We start from the raw sequence: 19,118 nt of genomic DNA on the forward strand, positions 1-19,118 counted from the left end.
GGCCGCTCCATGGCGATCCCACGCCTTGGCCGGAGATGCGGATTTCCGGTTGAGGAAGGTTTTACCCCCTCTCCCGTAGCCGACGGATTTCCCGTCTCGAATATTGTGGACATATCATGCCGTAGTCCCGTGTGAAAATCCGTCCGGGTTTCAGTGACAGTCCTTATTTATATCTGGCCCAACGCCTGCGTGAAACAAGCCCGATGGTCGTTTCGCGTTGGCGGATGGTTGTTGCCGGCCAGCGCCGGGTCTCACCAGTTGCTGCCACCTCTGGTGAGACCCGGTCGGCTCGACGCGTGGCGGCAACGAGAAACCGCGGCTCCGTGGCCAGCGGATGTGGCCAGCGGATCGAGTCGCCCGTCCCACGGTCGCCGAACAGCTCGGCGATTGGCCAGAAAGATCTGGTCCCCATATCCGTGCACCTGGCCGAGTACATCCGATCTGGGCGGCCGACGAGCCGCCCGTCGCAGCGTCGGACCATCGTCGCGGGGCGCCTGCCAGCGCCCTGGCTCAGTCGTCTCCCGGGCGCTCGTGCCCGCAATCGAGAGGATCGCCGATAATGACGGAGAATGTCCAGATATGCGCGCATCCGCTGACGTTCGTTCGTGCCCAGCGGGGCTGGACCTATCAGAAGCTCGCGCGGGTCGTCGCGAAGAGAGCCCGGGACCTCGGCGAGGCGAACATGGCCGCCGAACGGCAGAAGGTGTGGCGCTGGGAGCACCGCGGCGTCGTGCCCGACCGGGTGTCCCAGGTGGCGCTGGCCACGGAGCTGGGAGTGCCCACCGAACGGTTGGAGTCCCATCCGTGGCCGTCCTGGCTGCCCACCGGCGACAACGTCCGCGTTGATTACCCCTGGACCCAGTCCGGCAGTCTGTCCGCGCTGAGCGACGTCGTCCAGGACGCGGTGACCGACCGCCGCGGCTTCCTAACCATCAGCGGCGCCGGCGTCGCCGCGCTCGCGGACGACTGGCTGGGGCTGGAACCGGCGCACCTGGCGGCCGCGCTGGACGGTGGCCTCGTCGACGAACAGATCGTGCACCAGATCGCGCACAACGTTCCCAGCCTGCGGGTGATGGACGACCGGCTCGGCGGCGCGAGCGTACGGCGGCTCGTCGACGCGGAGCTCGGCGTGGTGACGGAACTGCTCGCCCGCGGCCGCTACACCGAACGGATCGGCCGCGAGCTGCACATCGTGGCCGCCGAGCTCGCCAGGTTCGCCGGCTGGGTCTCCTTCGACGCCGGTTACCTGACGAGCGCTCAGCGCTACTGGGTGGCCGCGCTGCACGCCGCGCATGTCGGCGGTGACCGCCTGCTCGGCGCGAACGTGCTGAAGAACATGTCGCTGCAGTGCGTCGACACCGCCCGGCCCGTCGAGGCGATCAGGCTGGCGGAGGCGGCCGTGCGCACGGCCGGCGACGTCACCGGCCGGGTCGGCGCGATGCTGCACATGCGCAAGGCCCGGGCGCACGCGGCGCTGGGCGACCAGGTCGCGTGCATGCGCGAGCTCGCCGTCGCGGAGGCCGCGTTCGAGCGGACGACGGCGCGGGAGCCGGCCTGGGCGTACTACTTCGACGAGGCCGAGTTCCAGGCCCAGGTCGGCTGCTGCTACGTCGACCTCGGCCATCTGCTGTCGGCCGACGGATGGCTCAGCCGGGCACAGGCGGCCCACCCGGCGGAGAAGGCCCGCGACCGGGCGACCTACCTGCTGCGCCGCGCGGGTGTGCGGATCGACCTGGGTGACGTCGACGCCGGCTGCGCGCTGGCCGCGCAGGCCGCCCCGTTGCTCACGGTCATCCGGTCGCGGCGCAACGCCCGGCGCGCCGACGAGGTCCGCCGCCGCCTGCGCCGGCACGCGTCCGTCCCCGAGGCCCGCGACCTTGAGCGGCACCTTGCCGAGATCACCGCCGGCTGAGGCCGGCCGGCCCTGCCCGCGTCGGGACCGGACGCATGGATGATCGGCCGCCGAGGGGCGGCCGAAAGAAAGACGCGAGCGCGAAGGAGATCTCCTGGACCTGGCCGTCCTGCTGGCGGCGGCCCTCGACGGATCCGGCGGAGTCGAGACCCGGTGACGCATGGTGTCAGCGCTTGCGCGCGAGGCCGCCGTAGAGGTTGACCTGCGCGTCGGTGACGGTGAGGTCGGTGCCGGCGTCCGGTCGCCAGCGGTGGACGACCTGGACGCCCGGCTCGACCATGTCCAGCCCGTCGAAGAAACGGCTGACCTCGGCGCGGGTGCGCGCCCGCAGGGGGATTCCCCGTGCCCGGTAGATCTCCGTGACCTGCCTGGCCTCCTCCGGGGCGAAGTCCGGGGTGACGTGGGTGATCGCCAGGAAGCTCCCCGACGGAAGGGCATCGAGATAGCGGCGCATCAGGCCGAACGGGTCGTCGGAGTCCGGGATGAAGTGCAGGATCGCGATGATCGAGAGCGCGATCGGCTCGTCGAGGTCGAGGGTCTCCAGCAACGTCGGCGAGCCGAGGATCTTCTCGGGTTCACGCAGGTCCGCGTCGATGTACGCGGTCCTGCCCTCGGGCCTCCCCTTGAGCAGGGCACGGGCATGGGCCAGGACGATCGGGTCGTGGTCGGCGTAGACCACCCGGGCCTCGGGGGCTACCCCCTGCGCGATCTCGTGCAGGTTGGGGGAGGTCGGGATGCCGGTGCCGATGTCGAGGAACTGCCGGACGCCGACCGCCCCGGCGAGGTGGCGGGCGACGCGGTGCAGGAAAGCCCGGTTCGCCTGCGCGGAGATCCGCGTGTTGGGGCCTGACTTCAGCACGAGCTCGGCGGCCTCCCGGTCGGCGGGGTAGTTGTTCTTACCGCCCAGGAAGTAGTCATAGACGCGCGCCGAATGAGGAACGTCCGTGCGCAGCTCGACCGGGTCGACCCTGGCCACCGCGCCGTCCCAGCTGAGCGTGGGCTTCTCGGTCACGGAAGACCTCCCGACATACGCACCCGTAGGTATGGATACGGCCTCCGTACACATGGGCGGGCGTCGGCCGCGCCCCGGACCACGGAAGGACCAGCAACATCCGCAGCTTAGCCAGAGGAGCCGCGGCCCAGGCGGTCCGGGGTCGCGGCCCCTCCGGGCTCCGGCCCTGGGACCAGCAGTTATGGCGAGGGCGCCAGTATTGTGGCGCTGATCACTCGGCGTTCGTCGGCGCGGGCCGCGGAGCGCCATGCGAACCGCGGCTGCCGCGGACCGCGGCGGCCCCGGAGCAGCCGCGGCCGCGGCGTCTTCCTGGCCGGCTGGTCGGCTCTCCTTGCCCGCTACCAGGCGAGCCAGGCCTCGTCGCCGTCGTTGGCGAGGAGCAGGGCGCGGGACGAGGGCTCGGCCGGCGGCTTCCGCGCCACCCGTTCGGTGACCAGGGCGCGGGTGAGGTTGGCCTGCCCGGACCTCGCCGCCGCGGCTATCAGGGTCAGATCGATGATGTCGCGCTGCGCGTGGCTCCCGCCGACCGCGTTGGCCTCGGGGCGGATGTCGATCAGCAGGTCCACCGTTGCCGCCGGCTCGTCGGCGGAGAACGTCGAGAAGGCGGTGAGCAGCGCGAGCCCGGCCCGTTCGGCCGCCCTTCTGTTGGTGGGGGCGGTCAGGCTCCTGTTGGCGGCGATGACCTGGTCCGCGCGGGCGCGATCGCCGGCCAGCCCGAAGGTCATGACCGCGTGCCAGTCGTTGAAGATGTACGCGGGCGCGCCCATCAGGTCGGAGACGTCCGCCGCGAGCGCGGCCGCGCGGGCGCCCACGTCCGTTCCGTACAGCGCGAGCCGCCACAGCAGGGCCGCCGCGTCGACGACGTTCAGCCACTCGGGCGACCTGACCGCGCGGATCCGCTCGTCGTACAGCGCGAGCGCCTCGTCGGCCCGTCCCAGCTCCAGCAGGTACAGCCCGAGGTGCCACCAGTTGTGCACCGCGAAATAGCTGTCCCGCCAGTCGGGGGCCGAGGAGTTCAGGAACGACGCTCCTGGCTCGAGGCTGCCTTCCATCTCGAACACGTGGGCCAGCGCGTGCACGGCCCACACGTCCTTCGGGTCGCGGGCAAGCGCGCGGCGGGCCGCCTCCTCCGCTCCTCGGTAGTCCGCGTTCTCCTCCAGGCCGAACGCGTACATGCCCTGGACGAACCCCCAGGCCGGGTCGCCCTCCGGCCAGGCGGGGAGCACCMGCGCCACCACGTCGCGCAGCGCGTGGCGGTTGCCGAGGAAGAAGTAGAGATCCTGCGCCACCTTCAGCGCCAGCAGGTCACGGGGGTTGACGAGCAGGGCACGCTCCAGTGCGCGGGTGGCCGCCCGCCAGTCGCCGTCCGCCCACGCCCGAGCGGCGGCCAGATGATGGGCCTCGCGCGGGGCCGCGGGCTCGGCGGGTGCGTCGGCGAGGCCGGTGGCGGCGACCTCCAGCGGCTTGAGGAGCTCGCCGGCTTCGGCGCCGCCCTCGGCGGTCGTCGCGTAGAGGGACAGGTAGGCGCGGAAGACCCGGGCGAGCGCCAGCTCGCCGTCCGCGGCGATCGCGGCCTCGGCACCGCCGACCGGGTCCCCGGCGAGCGAGACGAGATCCTCGATCGCCTGGTCCAGCAACGTGACAGCGGCCCGGTCGGCCGCCCGCACCGGGACGCCCCAGCGGTCCGTGTAGGTCTCGCTCATGACGTGATTATCCGCGGTTCCAGGCGAGCGGGCGTGAACGCTCGGAGCCGCGTTCGCGACAGCAACGGGTCGGTCCGGCGGGTGGGAGYCAGTCCGTCGGGGTAGGCCCGCCGCTCGATCGGGACGCGGAACCAAGGTCGGATGGGACGACACCATGCGCCTCTCGATCCGGAAAGGCCTGAAGATACGACGAAAGGGATCAGGGGCGATTCGTTGCCGTCCTACCCACCCAGAGCGCCGATTCTGGGTCTGTCGCCCTGAGCGTTTCGTTTGTCGCGTACGTAGATGATCCCGGGCTTTCCGTCGCCCGGGCTGCGACGGCTCACTTCGAAGAGGCTGATAGCGGCCAGCAGGTCGCTGAGCTTGGTATAGCCGTAGCTTCTGGAGTCGAAGTCCGGCTTTCGCTTGGTGATGATGTTGCCTACCGACCCCAGCGCCGCCCAGCCGTCGTCGTCGGAGGCCGCGTCGATCGAATTGCGCAGCAGGCCGATCAGGTCGGCATCGCCGTTGAGCTGCGGCGTGGGTGTGCGGATGGTGGCCAGTCTGGGTGCCGTGCCGGCCGCGGCGATGGRCTCGGCTTCGGTAGTGAGGTTCTCGACGTAGATGAACTTGTCACAGGCGGYGACGWAGGCCTTCGGGGTCTTGYGCTCGCCGAAGCCGTACACGGTCAGGCCGGACTCCCGCACGCGCTGGGCGAGCCGGGTGAAGTCACTGTCGCTGGAGACGATGCAGAACCCGTCGAAGCGGCCGGAGTACAGCAGGTCCATCGCGTCGATGACCATCGCCGCGTCGGTGGCGTTCTTGCCGCTGGTGTAGGCGAACTGCTGGATGGGCTGGATCGACTGGGCCAGCAGCTGGTCCTTCCATCCCCGCAGACTGGTTCCGGTCCAGTCCCCGAAGGCACGTTTGACATGCGCGGTGCCGTACTTGGCGACCTCGGCCAGCAGCCCCTCGATGCTCGCGGGCGACGCGTTGTCCGCGTCGATCAGCACCGCGAGCCTGGTCGTGTTCTCGCCGGCCATGCGCACACCTCAATCGTCGATACCGCTTCAGGCGCGGGGTGGCCCGGTCAGATCATCCCTGAACGGGCGACCGTCTTCTCAGCGGTGCGTCCTTCTCGGCGGTCCTGCTCAGGCCCGGCCGCCACACCACCGAGCAGGAGCTGCGCGACTACTGAACGTCGAGGCTGAGCGCGTTCGCGGTGCCGAAGCGCATCCACCTGGTCGACCGGATCCCGCACACCTCGAAGCGCGAGGGAAACCGGCACCTCCTCGCCGAGAGGTTCGCCCGGCCCGCGTCGGCCAGCGCCGAACAACCGCCGGCTGCTCCTGACAGAGCCCCAGCCTGCGCGTGATGGCCGGGGCGCCGGACTCGCGAGCCCGGCGCCCCGATGCCGCCGGTGGCTGCCCGGCTACCAGATGCGGACGCGGTCGGACGGGTCCAGCCATAGTCCGTCGCCCGGTGCGGTGTCGAAGACCTCGTGGAACTCGTCGAGGTTGCGCACGATGTTGGCGCGCAGCTCCGGCGGGCTGTGCGGGTCGGTGGTCAGGTACTGCCGCTCGAGCTCGAGGCGGCGCTTGCTGCGCCACACGAAGGCCCAGTTCATGAACAGCCGCCGCCGGTCGTCACGCGACGCCTCGCCGCCCTGGGAGATGACGTAGGCCTGGTGCGCGATGGTCAGGCCGCCGAGATCGCCGATGTTCTCGCCGACGGTGAGCGCGCCGTTCACCTTCTCGCCCGGCAGGTTGCGCGGCTCGAACCCGTTGTACTGCTCCACCAGCGTCTTCGACTTCACCTCGAAGGCGGCCTTGTCGTCCGGGGACCACCAGTCGTTGAGGTTGCCGGCGCTGTCGTACTGCGCTCCCTGGTCGTCGAAGCCGTGGCCGACCTCGTGGCCGATGACCGCGCCGATACCGCCGTAGTTCTCGGCCGGGTGCGCCTCGGGGCTGAAGAACGGCTTCTGCAGGATGCCGGCCGGAAAGCAGATCTCGTTGGTGCCGGGGTTGTAGTAGGCGTTGACGGTCTGCGGGAGCATGAACCACTCGTCGCGGTCGACCGGAGAGCCGATCTTGGCCAGATCCCGGTCGGTCTCAAACGCGGCGGCGGCCTGGGCGTTGCCCATCAGGTCGCCATGGCGGACGATCAGCCGCGAGTAGTCCCGGAACCGGTCGGGATAGCCGATCTTCGGTCGGAACGTCTCGAGCTTCTCGTACGCCCGCCGCTTGGTCCCCTCGGTCATCCAGTCCAGCCGGGAGATCGACTCGCGGTAGGCCGCGAGCAGGTTCGCGACCAGGTCGTCCATCTGCGCCTTGGCGTGCGGCGGGAAGTGGCGGGCGACGTACTCCCTGCCGACGGCCTCACCGATCGCGCCCTCGACGAACGACACCGCCCGCTTCCACCGGGCCCGCTGCTCGGGGGTGCCGGAGAGCGTGCGGCTGTAGAAGTCGAAGTCGGCCTCGACGAAGGCGTCCGGCAGGTAGGGGGCGGCCGCGCGCAGCACGTGGCTCAGTGCCCACTCCCGCCACACCTCGATCGGCGTCTCGGTCAGGACGGTCGCCAGGTGCTGGAGGTACGACGGCTGCCGCACGCACACCTCGGCCAGCGTCGCGTGCGGACCGGTCAGCTGGCCGCCCAGGCCGGTGACGTAGACGTCCCAGGGGAAGGCCGGGCAGAGCGCCGTCAGCTGCTCCGCCGTCATCAGGTTGTAGGTCTTCTGGACGTCGCGGGTGTCGGCCCGCTCCCAGTGGCCCTTCGCGAGCAGGGTGTCCAGGGCGAGGATCCGCCCCGCGGCGCCCTCGGGATCGGGGTGCTCGGCCARCCCGAGCATGCGGGTCAGGTAGGCGACGTACTTCTGCCGGATCCCGGCGAACTTCTCGTCGCGGTAGTACGACTCGTCGGGCAGGCCGAGGCCCCCCTGGACAAGGTGGAACAGGTAGCGGTCGGAGTCGCGGTCGTCGGTGTCGACGTAGGAGCCGAACAGCCCGCGACCGCCGATCCGCTCGAGCCCACCGAGGAACGCGGCCAGCTCGCGGATGTCGTTCAGGCCGCCCGCGGCGTCCAGCAGCGGCCGCACCGGGCCCAGGCCGAGCTCCTGGATCGTCTCGACGTCCAGGAAGGAGTTGTAGAGGTCGGCTATCTTCCGCGCGTCCTCGCCCTCGGCGGCCGGGTCCCGCGCGGCAAGATCGGTGATGATGTCGCGGACCTGCTGCTCGGCGGCGTCGGCCAACTGCACGAACGGGCCCCAGCTCGATCGGTCGGCCGGGATCTCCGCCTCGGCGAGCCATCGTCCGTTCACATGGCCGAAGAGGTCGTCCTGCGGTCGTACGTCGAGGTCCATGCCCTCACGGGCGTCGTCGAGGATGCTCACGAACGAAAGTCTCCAGTCCATCGGCCGTTCAGGGAAGTCGTCGGCCAAGAACCTTCGGCCGGCGACCTCAGCCGGCCGCGTCAGGCGTCGCTGGATCCTGCCGCTTCGTCCTGCGGGGGCGGCGGGGGAAGCCACGGGTGTCGCGCGGCGGGGTGTACGGCTCGGCGCCGGCCGGATGGCCGCCGGCGATCGCCCGCTGGCGGGCCAGCTCGGCGTCGAACTCCAGTCCCAGCAGGATCGCGAGGTTGGTCAGCCACAGCCAGACCAGGAAGATGATGATCCCGGCGAGGGTGCCGTAGGTCTTGTTGTACGAGCCGAAGTTGGCCACGTAGAACGCGAAGGCGCCCGAGGCGATCATCCAGATCACCATGGCGAGCACGCTGCCGGGCGTCAGCCAGCAGAAGCCCTGGTGCCGGACGTTCGGCGCAGCCCAGTACAGGATCGCGATCATCAGGATGACGAGGACGACGAGCACGGGCCACTTGGCGTACGACCAGACGTCGACCGCGGTTCGGCCGATCCCGAGCGCCGCCCCGGTCTGACGGGCCACGGCGCCGCTGAACACCACGATCACGGCGCTGAGCGCGAGCAGCACCATCAGCGCGACGGTCACCCCGATCCGCAGCGGAGCGATCTTCCAGACCGGACGGCCCTCGGGGATGTCGTACACGGCGTTGGCGGCCCGGATGAACGCGGCCACATACCCGGACGCGGACCACAGCGCCCCGGCCAGGCCGACGATCGCGAGCACGCTGCCCGTGCCGGAGCTGTCGCGGATGCCGTTCACCGCGTTGCTCACCACGTCCCGCGCGGAACCCGGCGTCAGGTCCTGCAGGTTCTCGAGGATCGTCGCGGTCGCGGACTTTCCGACCACGCCCAGCAGCGACACCAGCACCAGCAGGGCGGGGAAGATCGCCTGAATGGAGTAGTACGTCAGAGCCGCCGCCCGGTCGGACAACGCGTCGTCGTTGAACTCCGCGATCGTCCTGCGCAGCACCGCCCACCACGACGCCGGCCGCAGGTCGCGCAGCCGGTCCGGCTCGGCCTCCTGGACGGCCTCGTCCGGCCCGGTGCCCACCGCGAGCTCCGTGGGCTGGCCGCGCCTCCGCCTGATCGACACCATGCCGGCGCTCTACCCCGGTGTCGCCGCGATAACGCGGGCGGACTCAACCACTGCCGCGTCACCCGGTGGTCCCGCTCGAGGAGTGTCAGCCGGGCCCGTCGCTCACGGCCGCCAACAACGGCACCACCACATTGCTGACAGGCATCGGGATGCCGTGAGCCCGACCACGCCGCAGTACGACACCGTTGCGGATGTCCCATTYGAGCGGCCGGTTGGCTTCACGGTCGGCGAGGATGGAGGTTCCCATGTCGGCCGGGTTAGCCCGGAAACCGTCGACGATCTCCTGCGGCACCTCGTCACCCAGGACCGCGCCTTCGGCCCGGGCGACCTCGAGACATTCCCGTAGGTAGTGCAGGGACAACTGGGCGATGTCGGCGCGGCCAAACATGCCGGACCGGCGGCCACTGAGAGCCATCAACCCGGCGACCGCGTTCTGAAGCAGCTTGCGCCACGCCACGGACGTGAAGTCCACGGCCAGGTCGACCGAGCACCACGTTCCGCGCAGTGCCTCAAGCACCACGCGGGCTGCCGGTACGTCCGGCACGGTCAGGCGGGCTTCGCCGCGCAGCCACACCGAACCGCCCGGCTGGGCCTGGGCCGGGAACCACACGACAGAGGGCAGTACCGGGCAGCCGGGGACGTGGGGCGCGACGGTCGATTCCTGCTCGACGCCGTTCTGCAGAACACAGACGACGGTGCCCGCATGGCACAGCGCCGCCAACCACGGCGCCGCCGCGTCGACCTGCGTCGATTTGACGGCGAGGAAGACGAGGTCGACCGGCTCCTTGGTCCGCGCCGGATCGATCCGTACAGGACCCGGCACGAMGACGAGGCCTTCGGCATTCCGCAGCTCCAGGCGCTCGCGGGCCGTGCGGCCACACAGCACCGGGGTGCGGCCGGCCTTGTGCAGCGCCGCCGCGACGGTGGTGCCGATCGCCCCTGGGCCCACAACCGCGACGGTTGGATTCATGGACGTTGCCGTCTTCTCTGGATAGTCAGGCTGGGCTTGCGAGAGTCAGGCTGGCTTGCGATCTCTGATCGTGGAGGCTTCCTTCATGCTGCCATGTGACGGAGCGTGTCCGGGCGAGCGACCGTCTGGGCTCGGTGGAGGGCAACGGCGCCCCGCTGGCGGCCGTGACGTTGGCTCCGGCCGGACGGCGCTGGGCCGACCGGAGTGGTGCGTCGAACTGTTGGGACCACCCGCTGGCCGGGGCCAGGTGACGGCGGGTCCGCGTCGGATGGCATCGTGGGCCGAAGAAGTCCGGGCTGGTCAGAACCCGAACCCGGGTAGACCTACGGCCCTGGGCCGGCCAGCCGTCCCGGGACGTCCCGCGGCCAGCGTCGCCGGTGGCGGGAACGGGGCGGGAACGGGAGAGGGAACCGATGGCAGCCACGCGGAAAGAACCACTCCGCCGCGGCGAGGCACGCCTGCCGGCGGCGCTCGCGACCGCCGCCGCGATCGCCATCTACGGGCTTCTCCCGGGCCGGCTCGTCCTCGGGCCCCGACTGATCATCCCGGCGCTGGAAACCGCCCTGCTCGCCAGCCTCGTCGCCATCAACCCGCGCCGGATGACGAAGCAGACCCGCTGGTCGCGGGCGGTCTCCCTGAGCCTGGTCGCCCTCATAGCGCTCGCCAACCTCACGGCCCTCGGCATGCTCATCCGCGACCTGGTGGACGAGAACGTCCACGACGGCCGTCCGCTGCTGCTCGGCGCCCTGCAGATCTGGCTGACCAACATCATCGTTTTCGGGCTGGCCTTCTGGGAGCTTGATCGCGGCGGCCCGGTGGCGCGGACTCAGACCGACCGGTCAGCGCTGCCGCCCGCGGACTTCCGCTTCTCCCAGGACGAGGATCATGACACCGTCGACGAGGTGGCGCGCGGCTCCAGCCGTGCCACCGGATGGGTGCCGACCCTCATCGACTACCTGTACGTCTCGACCACGAACTCGACCGCGTTCAGCCCCACCGACACGATGCCGCTCTCGAGCCGCGCCAAGCTCCTGATGGCCGTCGAATCCATCGCCGCGCTGCTGACCTCCATCCTCGTCATCGCCCGCGGCGTCAGCATCCTGCAATAACTCCGCTATCCCGCCGTGGTGGCCGGCCGCGTTGCTCCGCCGCGGGCGGCCACCCAGCGACGTTCAGCGGGTCGGCGACGGCGTGATGGTCTTGACGGTTCCTTCGCCGGTGTCCGGCCGGGCGGCCGCCAGCTGGTCCTCGCCGGCCCCGGCGGTGAGCAGGTCGCGGATCTCGGTCAGCAGGCGCGCCTCGTCGCTGATCGAGGGTGCCTCTTCCTCGTCGATCTCTCCCCGCCGGCGCATGTCGTTGAGCTTCGCCAGCGGGAAGACGACGACGAAATAGATCACCGCGGCCACACTCAGGAAGGTGATCATGTCGTTGATGAACGTGCCGTAGTGAAAAACGCTTCGATGTATCCGGAAGGTGAGGTTGGAGAAGTCGGGTTTCCCGAAGATCGCCGCGATCAACGGCGTGAAGATGTTCTTGACCAGCGAACTGACCAACGCTGTGAAGGCGGTTCCGACCACGACGGCGACGGCCAGGTCGACGATGTTTCCCCGCGTGATGAACTGCCGGAACCCCACGAGTGGGGACCGGACGGCCTTCGCGGCCACGACCGCGTCGCCGAGTACCTCCCGCCGACCCGGCAACCTCAACCGACGCATGGCCTTCCACCCCTCTGATGCGTTCCGTCACTGGTCGACTCATATCCACCCGAACGCGTTTCATTCGCCCTCGACGCGGGCGGCTCCGATCCGGCCCCGCGGAGCGGACGAGTCGTGGCGGTCGCCGCCCGGTGGCACGGCGGCTCGCGGCGGGTGYGCGCCGCGACGGCGCCGACACCCTGGAATGGGCGGCCGACCTCGCGATGGGTCCGGCATGTTTCTCACCCGGCCCGGCCCGGTTTGAATCGCGCCGGCCGTGCGCAGGTCGCATGCATGACGACACGGCCGGAAGGCGCGCGAGGGCGCCTGGTGGGACGCTTCACTCTGCCGGCGGCGCCGCACTCACCTCGGCAGGCGCGACACCGGCTCACCCCGCTCCTGCACCGCCTGGGCATCGAGGGAGAGCTCGTCGATGTCGCCCTGCTGCTGACCAGCGAACTCGTCACCAACGCCGTCCTACACGGCCGAGGCGATCCGACCGTCGAGATCCGGGCCTCGGACCTTCAGGTCTGGGTCGGCGTCAAGGACCCCGACAGCCGCATCCCGCGCACGCAGCACGCCGACGCCGGCGCACTCGGCGGGCGAGGCCTGCACCTGGTCGACACCCTCGCGCACGCCTGGGACGCGGCGCCGATAGCCGGCGACGGCAAGACCGTCTGGTTCACGCTGCCGCGACAGTCGTCCTGACGTGGGTCCGGCCAGCCGGACAGTGCGGCCAGTCGGACAGTGCGGCCGGCCGGACGACGCGACCGGCCGGACGACGCGACCGGCCGGACGGCGAGGCCGGCCTGACACGACGGCCTTGGCGGCGATCCGGCTCAGGGCCGGTACGGCTGCGCGGTGTCGAGGAAGAACGTGTCGATCCGCTGCACCGCGGCGCTGAACTCGTCGAGGTCCACCGGCTTCTTCACATAGGCGTTCGCGTGGTTCTGATAGGCGGTGGTGACGTCGCCGGGCGCGCCTGAGGTCGTGAGCACCACGACAGGGATCGCCTGCAGCTGAGGATCCGCCTTGACCTGCGCGAGGAACTCCCGCCCGTTCATCCGCGGCATGTTCAGGTCGAGCACGATCAGATCGGGATGATCGCCGATGTTGGACTGGTGCAGCTGGTCGAGGGCGTCCACCCCGTCGCAGGCTCGACGGACCTCCCGCACAATCCCTCGATCCTCCAGCGCCTCCTCGATCAGAAGCGCGTCTGCCTCGTCATCCTCGACGAGCAGCACCCGGTACGGCCGTGACGCGATCACGCTGGCTCCGAAGCTACGAGAACAAGCACCGTCGGGAATCTCCCGGGGAGGACCCCGTACCCGCCCCGGAAGTACCCACACCCTAGCGACCCGCACCCTGTGTCCCGCGCCATAGGCCCTGCCCGGGCGTGAGCCCAGATCAGCCCGTGTTGCGCAGGCCCGCGGCGATGCCGTTGATGGTCAGCAGCAGTGCCCGGCGCAGGCGCGGGTCGATCTCCCCGGCCGGGTCGGCCTGGGCGTCGGCGCGAGAGCGGGCGAGCAGGGAGACCTGCAGCGCGTGCAGCGGGGCTAGGTACAGGTCGCGCACCTCCAGCGTCTGGCGGAGCACCGGCGYGTGCTCCAGCAGCGTCGACGTCCCGGTGACGGTCAGTACCTCGGCGACCGTGCGCTCGTGCTCGGCGCGGATCACGTCGAACAGGCCGGCGTGCTCGGCGGGTACCAGCGTGGTGACGTAGTCGGCGGCGATGCGCAGGTCGGTCTTCGCCAGCGTCATCGACACGTTGGAGAGGAACGTGCGGAAGAAGTGCCACGACCGGTACATCTCGGCGAGCGTGTCGCCCGCGCCGGCCGCCCGCGCGGCGGCGAGCCCCGTGCCGACGCCGAACCAGCCGGGCAGGATGATCCTGGACTGGGTCCAGCCGAACACCCACGGGATCGCGCGCAGGTCGGCCAGCCCGCCCACGCCGCCCGGCCGGCGCGACGGGCGGGAACCGATGTTGAGGTGGCCGAGCTCGTCGACGGGCGTCGCCGCCAGGAAGAACGGCACCAGCGCGGGGTCGGCGGTCAGCGCCCGGTAGGCCGAGCGCGCGGACTCGGCCACCGCGTCCATCGTCTGGTCCCACTGGGCCAGCACGTCCGACGGCAGCCGGGACGCGCGGTGCAGGATCGACGCCTCCAGCACGGCGGCGAGCGCGATCTCCAGGTTGTGGCGGGCCAGCTGCGGCAGCGTGTACTTGTCCGAGATCACCTCGCCCTGCTCGGTCACCTTGATCGGGCCGTCGAGGGTGCCGAACGGCTGGGCCAGGATCGCCTCACCGGTCGGCCCGCCGCCCCGGCCGACCGAGCCGCCGCGGCCGTGGAACAGCCGCAGCACCACGCCGTGGTGGCGGGCGACGTCCCGCAGCTCCCGCTGCGCCCGGTGGATCTCCCACTGGGACGCGGTGATGCCGGCGTCCTTGGACGAGTCGGAGTAGCCGAGCATGATCTCCTGGAGGTCGCCGCGCGCGGCGACCACCGCCCGGTAGGACGGGTCGGCGAGCATCCCGTCGAGCAGCCGCCCGGCGGCGCGCAGCTCGGCGACCGTCTCGAACAGCGGCACGAACCCGATCCGCGCCCGCGCGCTCACGTCGCGGCGAGCGCTCGCGTCGGCGCCGCCGCTCGCGTCAGCGCCGCCCGCCGCGCCGGCGTCGGGGACCGGGTCAGGATTGATGTCGACGAGGCCGGCCTCGCGGGCGAGCACCACGACGGCGAGGATGTCGTCGACGTCGCGGGTCATGGAGACGATGTAGCTCTCGATGACGTCCTCGCCGAACCGGTCGAGCGCGACCCGGATGGTGGTGAACAGCTCCAGCACGGCCGCCGCGGTCGGGTCGGCCGGGACGGGCGCCGCCGCGCCGGACAGCGGCCGGCGTCCCGCGAGCTCCCTCGAGAGCAGCGCGATCCGCTCGGCGCGGCCGAGGTCGGCGTACGGGCGGGGCAGCTCGCCGAGCCGGTCGTAGAGCACGCCCAGCGCGGCGTGGTGGCGTTCGGCGTGCTCGCGGATGTCGAGCGTCGCGAGCGACATCCCGACCGCCGCCGCCACCCGGATCGCGCGCCGCAGCGGCCCGTCGGCCACCAGCTCGCCCCGGTTCTCCGACAGCGACCGGTGCATCACGGTCAGGTCGGCGAGCAGCTCGCGGGCGCTCAGGTAGTCGCGGCCGGGGACGTGCGCGGTGCCGGCGGCCAGCCGGTCGCGGGTCGCCGCCAGCCGGGCGAGGATGTAGCTGCACTTCAGCCGGTACGGCTCCGCGGCGTTGAGCCGGATGAACCGGTCGTACACCTCCGGATGGGCGGCCCGGTCGGCGTCGAGGCCGGCCAGCAGCTCGTCGCTGACCTCGACGACCAGCGTCGAGGCCGTCAGGTCCTTGATCAGGCTGTCGACGGCGCCGAGCAGCACCCGGATGCCGAACTCGTGCTGCAGCGTGAGCACGTCGAGCGTGACGGCCGGGGTGACGTTCGGGTTGCCGTCCCGGTCGCCGCCGGCCCATGAGCCGAACCGCAGCGGTCGCGCGGTGACCGGCAGCCCGGCCCCGACCTGGGAGAGCGCCCCGTCGAGCTCCTCGAGCAGGCCTGGCAGCACGTCGGTGGCGATCGACGTCAGGTAGTAGGCGGCGGAGCGGGCCTCGTCGGTCGGCTTCGGGCGCTCCACCCGGATCTCGTCGGTCTGCCAGAGCACGTCGACCGCCTCGGCGAGCCGGCGGTCGACGACCGCCCGGCGCGAGGGGTGCGCGCGAGGGTCGTCGGCGGCGTCGAGCAGCTCGGCGACCGTGCGCAGCACGTCGAGGACCGACCTGCGGCTCGCCTCGGTCGGGTGCGCGGTGAACACCGGGCGCAGTTCGAGGCGGTCCACCAGCTGGGCGGGCAGCTCCGGGTCGAGCTGTCCCGCGGCCACGGCGGCGGCGATCCGGGCGCCCGTCTCCTCGAGCGCGCCGCGCGGTCGGTCGGCCAGCTCGCGCGCCCGGTGCAGCTGCTCGGTGATGTTGGCGAGCTGGAAGTACGCGGTGAACGCCCGCGCCAGCACGATCGCCGTCGGGTGGTCGACCGCGGCGAGCACCCGCTGCAGGTCGTCGCCGTCACCGTCACCATGACCGTCGCCGCGGGCGAGCGCGCGCACCCGCTCGACGAGCTCCAGCAGCTCGGCGCCCTCGTGCCGGGTCAGTGCCTCGCCGAGCAGCTGGCCGAGCCGGCGCACCCCGGCGCGTACCCCGGCGTGCCGCACGTCCGAGGCCACCCCGCCGGCGAACGTCCCGGCGTCGCGGCTCCCGGTACCTTCGGGGCCGCTCCCGGCGGTGACGCCGGGCAGTCCCCGCGCGGTGCCCGGCGTGGGACCGGTCCCGTCGCCGGTCGTCCGTGCCTCGCCGCGGTGGTCCCTGGACGTCACGCCGCCTCCGGTGGTCTCAGGCTTCGCGCGGGACGCGCTCAGCGATATGCGAACGATGTCGGCGCGGTCGGCCCTGGCCGAGCTCGCCGCCCGCTCACTGCCATGTTCCCCTGGTTCCGCTCACTGCCATGTTCCCCGGAGGTAGCGGGCAGGGCGTGCCTGTGACGAGCCGGAGGTCTCGAAGGAGGGCTGGCCCGGGTTGTCCGTGATGGTGCCGTCGCGGGCGCCGTCCGGACCGACGGTGAGCACCCGCCGCTCGCCGCCGACCTCGAGCTCGACCTCGACCCGCCAGCGGCAGTCGCAGGTCGTGGCCGTCACGGCGAGCAGGAACGAGCCGCTCGTGCCCGGGCGCAGCATGCTCTCGGGCCCGGCCGGCGCGGGAACGACGACGCGAGCGCCGGCCGCCGACAGCACCATGTCGAGATTGACGCTCGTCACCTCGCCCGCGAGGCCGGGCGGCGCGGCGCACGTGAGCAGGAGCCCGCGCCTCGGTTCCTTTGCCAGGCCGTCGAGGCGCGGGGTGAACCCGACGACCTCGACCGTCTCGTCCGGGCCGGCGGTGAGGTCGAGCTGGACCGGGGTGGTGTCCGCGGGCACCGCGCCGAGCGACGCGGCCCAGCCGGCACGGCCGTAGCAGTCGTCGCGGCCCCCCGGAGGCGCCGGTGGCACGCCCGCGTTCTCGCCGGTCACATAGCTGGCGACGCGCGGGGTGCTCGCCGCGCCCAGCGTCATCCGGTCCGGGTCGGTCTGGACGGTGAGGGTGTATGGAGTCGCGCAACCCCAGTCGAAGTCGCGGCAGACCCAGCCGCGCGCCCGGTCACCGGCGGGCGTGACGGTGAGGGTGACCGTCCCCGCGGCCACCAGCACGACGGCCACCCCGGCGCCGATGAGGATCCGCGCTCGGCGCCGCGACCGGCCGGGCGTCTGGCCGGGCGGCGGGGCGGCGGCCCGCTTGGCCGGCGCCGCGTCGTCCCCCGCCTGCCGAACAGCCCGCCGACCTGTCGTTTGCCTGCGCGCGGTGGCATGCCTTCCGGCGCGGCTGGCGGCCGGCCGGCCGGAGGCGCGCGGGTCCGCCCGCGTGTTCGAGCCCGACTCCCGTGGCGTCGCCGTTCCGGACGCGGGTGTCCCCGAGGATGGCGAGCCCGCGGTGTGCTCACGCGGCCCCCGCCGTTCGCGCCAACGCGCCATCCCGGTCCCGCTTCCCGCCGTCACATCAGGACAAGGGTCCATGACTAGCATGTCCGGGTAACAGGCAAGCGCGCTGCTGGGTTTCGCCGACGAGTCAGAGCGTTGGTCTAATCCAGCCGAGATAGACGGACTGTTGGGGAGCGGGACTGACCGTGCCGCCGACGAGTCGAGTCACCGGTCGGTCGGTTTTCATCGGTCAGTCTTCATCGGTCTTCCCGGTCGCTCTTTCCGGGTCAGGATTCGTGGACCTGGAAGATCAGAGTTCCGGTGGCGTCGTAGGCGTAGAGCCCGAGTGGTGAGCCAGCGATGGTCTTCTCGTCGAGTGGAACGGGAAGAGCGAGTTCGATCCGGGTGATGAACGCGCCGGTGTTCGGGTCGACAGGGACGACGGTCGCCTCGCCGGTGGGCAGCGCCGCGAACAGCACCGCCACCCGGGAGGAGATGCGTCCTCCCGCCAGCCAGGTCACCAGGCCGCCGGTGTCRCCGCCGAAAGAAGTAGCTGCATGAAACAGCTCGATCGGAGCGTCCGGCGCGCGTGCGAGGTCGTGCGGCTGGTTAACTGCCCATGCATACTGTTTGGTCGGCATGCGGTTGAAGTCCAGGGAGCCGTCCTTGGCCGTTGGGACCGGGCATTCCTCGGTCCAGTGGTCCCCGGCGGCGACCAGCACGGAGGTGCCATACCGATCCTGGACCGCGGTGAGAATCCTGCTCGGGCCGGACGGCACGTCACCTATGCCGGGCACGTCGGTCATCCGCGGCTCCGGACCGCAGCCCCGGGTGACCGCTGCCTGGTCCGCGGCGGACAGCGTGAGAATCCGGCTGGTGTTGACGATCCGAACAGGAACCTTGGGCTGCCCGTCGCCAGTGGGAACATCGAGAGGGATTCCGGCCGGGCCCAGCCGGCTGAGCGGAAGAGACGCCGTGCCTCCGTTAGGCCCGTTGGTGAGTACGACGGCGAGGGCGATGACAACGCAGGTGATCGTCGCCACGCCGGCTGGTACGGCGAAGGTGAGCCGCCTGCGGCGCCGCACGGCGGGCACCGTGGCGAGTGCGGCCGGCAGGAGCTCGGGTGGTGGGTCGACACGTAGCCGAGACGTGGCCGTGGACAGCCACGTCGTGACTGCCTCGTTCGCCGGATCCGCGCCGTCGACGCGGAGGTGGGTGTCGCTCACGATGTCTCCTCCCGACTCGACGCGGCACCCGGGCGGGCGGGACGGCGCGGCGCTGTCGTGATCTCCGTGATGGCCAGGGCCGGGTGAGTTCGTAGCTTCGCGAGCCCCTTGGCGGCCTGGCTCTTCACGGTGCCGGTGGAGCAGCGCAGCAGCGCGGCGACGTCGGCTTCGGAGAGATCCTCGCAGTACCGCAGGATGACGACGGCGCGTTGCCGCGGCGGCAGGGTCGCGAGCGCCGGCGCGAGCCCGGCGCGGTCCTCGACGGCGGCCAGCTGCGCCGACACCTCGGCTCGTTCTGGCGGGACGTCGACGAGGACCTGGCCGACTCGGCGGCGGCGGAACCTTCCGGCGTTGGCGTTCACCATGACGCGCCGGGCATACGCGTCCGGCCGGTCGTGGCCGCGGACCCGGCGCCAGACGACGAACGTGTGGGCCAGCGTCGTCTGGGTCAGGTCCTCGGCCTCGCCGGGATCCCCTGTCAGCAGGTAGGCGAACCGCAGCAGCTCGGCCACCCGCGGTCCGAAATACGCCGCGAATCCGCCATCGCCACTGTCATCACTGTGCACCGCG

At 71.5% G+C, this 19,118-nt stretch carries 15 protein-coding genes; 3 read left to right on the plus strand and 12 right to left on the minus strand.

The genetic code is table 11. The features are described 5' to 3' along the window. Positions 1–559: 559 nt before the first annotated feature. Positions 560–1,912, plus strand: a complete 1,353-nt coding sequence (locus BL253_RS19295) for an NsdA family TPR-like regulatory protein (protein ID WP_420801687.1) — start codon at positions 560–562, stop codon at positions 1,910–1,912. Between the two features lie 166 nt (positions 1,913–2,078). On the opposite strand, the gene BL253_RS19300 is transcribed toward BL253_RS19295, so the two are convergent. From BL253_RS19300 to BL253_RS19325, 6 genes are all read right to left on the minus strand, one after another. Further along, entirely contained in the window at positions 2,079–2,924 is an 846-nt protein-coding gene (locus tag BL253_RS19300; RefSeq protein WP_076818509.1) for an SAM-dependent methyltransferase, read from the minus strand. A 338-nt stretch (positions 2,925–3,262) separates the two neighbouring features. Beyond that, entirely contained in the window at positions 3,263–4,627 is a 1,365-nt protein-coding gene (locus tag BL253_RS19305; protein ID WP_076818510.1) for a tetratricopeptide repeat protein, read from the minus strand. 221 nt (positions 4,628–4,848) lie between these two features. Next, complete coding sequence (locus BL253_RS19310; RefSeq protein ID WP_076818511.1) at positions 4,849–5,649, minus strand: NYN domain-containing protein; 801 nt, start codon at positions 5,647–5,649, stop codon at positions 4,849–4,851. Positions 5,650–6,038: 389 nt separating this feature from the next. Next, positions 6,039–7,994 (minus strand): M13 family metallopeptidase, encoded by a 1,956-nt coding sequence (locus BL253_RS19315; protein ID WP_076818582.1) that lies wholly within the window; start codon positions 7,992–7,994, stop codon positions 6,039–6,041. Positions 7,995–8,061: 67 nt separating this feature from the next. Further along, entirely contained in the window at positions 8,062–9,117 is a 1,056-nt protein-coding gene (locus BL253_RS19320; RefSeq protein WP_076818512.1) for a YihY/virulence factor BrkB family protein, read from the minus strand. 85 nt (positions 9,118–9,202) lie between these two features. After that, positions 9,203–10,087 (minus strand): oxidoreductase, encoded by an 885-nt coding sequence (locus BL253_RS19325; protein WP_076818513.1) that lies wholly within the window; start codon positions 10,085–10,087, stop codon positions 9,203–9,205. A gap of 413 nt (positions 10,088–10,500) precedes the next feature. Here BL253_RS19325 and BL253_RS19330 point away from each other — a divergent pair, with 413 nt between their 5' ends. Beyond that, positions 10,501–11,196 (plus strand): hypothetical protein, encoded by a 696-nt coding sequence (locus tag BL253_RS19330; RefSeq protein ID WP_076818514.1) that lies wholly within the window; start codon positions 10,501–10,503, stop codon positions 11,194–11,196. A 63-nt stretch (positions 11,197–11,259) separates the two neighbouring features. Here the strand turns inward: BL253_RS19330 and mscL are convergent, their stop codons facing one another. Continuing rightward, a complete protein-coding gene (gene mscL / locus BL253_RS19335; protein ID WP_081438468.1) occupies positions 11,260–11,802 on the minus strand; it encodes a large conductance mechanosensitive channel protein MscL in 543 nt (180 codons plus the stop codon). A gap of 309 nt (positions 11,803–12,111) precedes the next feature. On the opposite strand from mscL, the gene BL253_RS19340 reads away from it, so the two are divergent. Next, the gene (locus BL253_RS19340; RefSeq protein ID WP_241834942.1) at positions 12,112–12,489 is read left to right on the plus strand and encodes an ATP-binding protein; all 378 of its coding nucleotides are present in this window, start codon (positions 12,112–12,114) and stop codon (positions 12,487–12,489) included. Between the two features lie 131 nt (positions 12,490–12,620). Here the strand turns inward: BL253_RS19340 and BL253_RS19345 are convergent, their stop codons facing one another. The 5 genes from BL253_RS19345 to BL253_RS19365 form a co-directional block, all read right to left on the minus strand. Further along, positions 12,621–13,049 (minus strand): response regulator, encoded by a 429-nt coding sequence (locus BL253_RS19345; RefSeq protein ID WP_076818516.1) that lies wholly within the window; start codon positions 13,047–13,049, stop codon positions 12,621–12,623. Between the two features lie 139 nt (positions 13,050–13,188). Further along, positions 13,189–16,188 carry a phosphoenolpyruvate carboxylase gene (gene ppc, locus BL253_RS19350; RefSeq protein ID WP_076818517.1) on the minus strand — a complete coding sequence of 1,000 codons (3,000 nt, stop codon included), beginning with the start codon at positions 16,186–16,188 and terminating at the stop codon, positions 13,189–13,191. 120 nt (positions 16,189–16,308) lie between these two features. Beyond that, on the minus strand, positions 16,309–17,055 hold the full coding sequence (locus BL253_RS19355; RefSeq protein WP_131831527.1) for a hypothetical protein: 747 nt from the start codon (positions 17,053–17,055) through the stop codon (positions 16,309–16,311). A gap of 554 nt (positions 17,056–17,609) precedes the next feature. Next, the gene (locus BL253_RS19360) at positions 17,610–18,548 is read right to left on the minus strand and encodes a hypothetical protein (RefSeq protein ID WP_076818519.1); all 939 of its coding nucleotides are present in this window, start codon (positions 18,546–18,548) and stop codon (positions 17,610–17,612) included. After that, complete coding sequence (locus tag BL253_RS19365; RefSeq protein ID WP_076818520.1) at positions 18,545–19,114, minus strand: SigE family RNA polymerase sigma factor; 570 nt, start codon at positions 19,112–19,114, stop codon at positions 18,545–18,547. Before BL253_RS19365 ends, BL253_RS19360 begins: the two co-directional genes overlap by 4 nt. Positions 19,115–19,118 lie beyond the last annotated feature (4 nt).

The sequence above is a fragment of the Pseudofrankia asymbiotica genome (assembly GCF_001983105.1).
Taxonomy (GTDB): Bacteria; Actinomycetota; Actinomycetes; order Frankiales; family Frankiaceae; genus Pseudofrankia; species Pseudofrankia asymbiotica.

What these genes read in the sequence shown, in the direction of transcription:
- BL253_RS19330 (WP_076818514.1), top strand. Translation starts at nt 10,501, where the DNA reads ATGGCAGCCACGCGGAAAGAACCACTCCGCCGCGGCGAGGCACGCCTG.
- BL253_RS19295 (WP_420801687.1), top strand. Translation starts at nt 560, where the DNA reads ATGACGGAGAATGTCCAGATATGCGCGCATCCGCTGACGTTCGTTCGT.
- mscL (WP_081438468.1), bottom strand. Translation starts at nt 11,802, where the DNA reads ATGCGTCGGTTGAGGTTGCCGGGTCGGCGGGAGGTACTCGGCGACGCG.
- BL253_RS19320 (WP_076818512.1), bottom strand. Translation starts at nt 9,117, where the DNA reads ATGGTGTCGATCAGGCGGAGGCGCGGCCAGCCCACGGAGCTCGCGGTG.